Origin of the sequence: Streptomyces sp. WG5 (genome assembly GCF_049974565.1) — a bacterium.
In the GTDB taxonomy this organism is placed as follows: Bacteria; Actinomycetota; Actinomycetes; order Streptomycetales; family Streptomycetaceae; genus Streptomyces.
Map to the genome: position 1 here is coordinate 1 of NZ_JBNGGC010000141.1, position 971 is coordinate 971.

Annotated in this window: 1 protein-coding gene; it reads left to right on the top strand. The window is 73.8% G+C overall.

Annotation, left to right across the window (positions count from 1 at the left end; translation table 11 throughout):
- Nucleotides 1–66: 66 nt before the first annotated feature.
- Nucleotides 67–971: ADP-ribosylglycohydrolase family protein (locus ACP4IX_RS36260; RefSeq protein ID WP_426558914.1), on the top strand; the 905-nt coding region annotated here is incomplete at its 3' end.

The following is a 971-nucleotide window of genomic DNA, read 5'->3' on the forward strand; positions in this document are numbered from 1 at the left end:
AGCCTCGCCGTCCTGGACGACCTCACCGAGCGGAGGTGGGGCAGGGACAACGTCAAGGGCGGCGCCATGGCGGCGATCTACGGTCTCGCCATCGGTGACGCCCTGGGCTACCCCACCGAGTTCCTCGACATCGCTCAGCTCACCAGCCGCTACGGCTCCTGGCGGCAGCTGGAGCTGCCCATCCGTTCCGGCGTGGCCCGGGTCTCGGACGACACCCAGATGACACTGGCGGTGATCGAGGCGCTGGCGGACGTCGTGGACGGCGGCGGGGTGGCCTCGCTGACCGCCGCGACCGCCGAGCCGGCCCTGCGCGCGCGCTTCGTGGCCTGGCTTCGCTCCCCCGACAACAACCGCGCACCGGGACGAACCTGCCTGGACGCGTGCGCGGCCCTGGAGCGCGGTGTGCCGTGGCAGGAGGCCACCGTGATGGCCTCGAAGGGCTGCGGAGCGAACATGCGGGTGGCGCCCGTCGGACTGCTGCCGGGGCTGACGGCGGAGCAGCGCGCGGGTACGGCCCAGTTGCAGGCCGCGCTGACCCACGGCCACCCCACCGCGCTCGCAGCCAGTGACCTCACCGCACACGCCGTATGGCTGCTGACGCACAACTGCCACCCTTCCGAGCTGCTGCCGCGCCTGCGCCACTACGGCCGCTCCGCACGCCGGACGTACCACGGCGACTGGCTCGGCGACCTGGCGCGGCGGGCGGGCGCGGCCGACCCCGCCGACTTCATCGCACACGGCTGGGACGAGACCCTCGCAGCCCTCGACACCGTCTCGGCCGCCCTCGACCACCCGGACCCGGAGCGCGACCCCTGCGAGGTGACCGGCGCGGGCTGGATCGCCGAGGAAGCACTCGCCACCGCCCTGTACTGCTTCCTGCTCTTCCCGGAAGAGCCCGTGGCGGTCGTCCAGCGAGCGGCGTTCTCCTCCGGCGACTCCGACTCCGTCGCCGCGCTGGCCGGGGCGTTCGC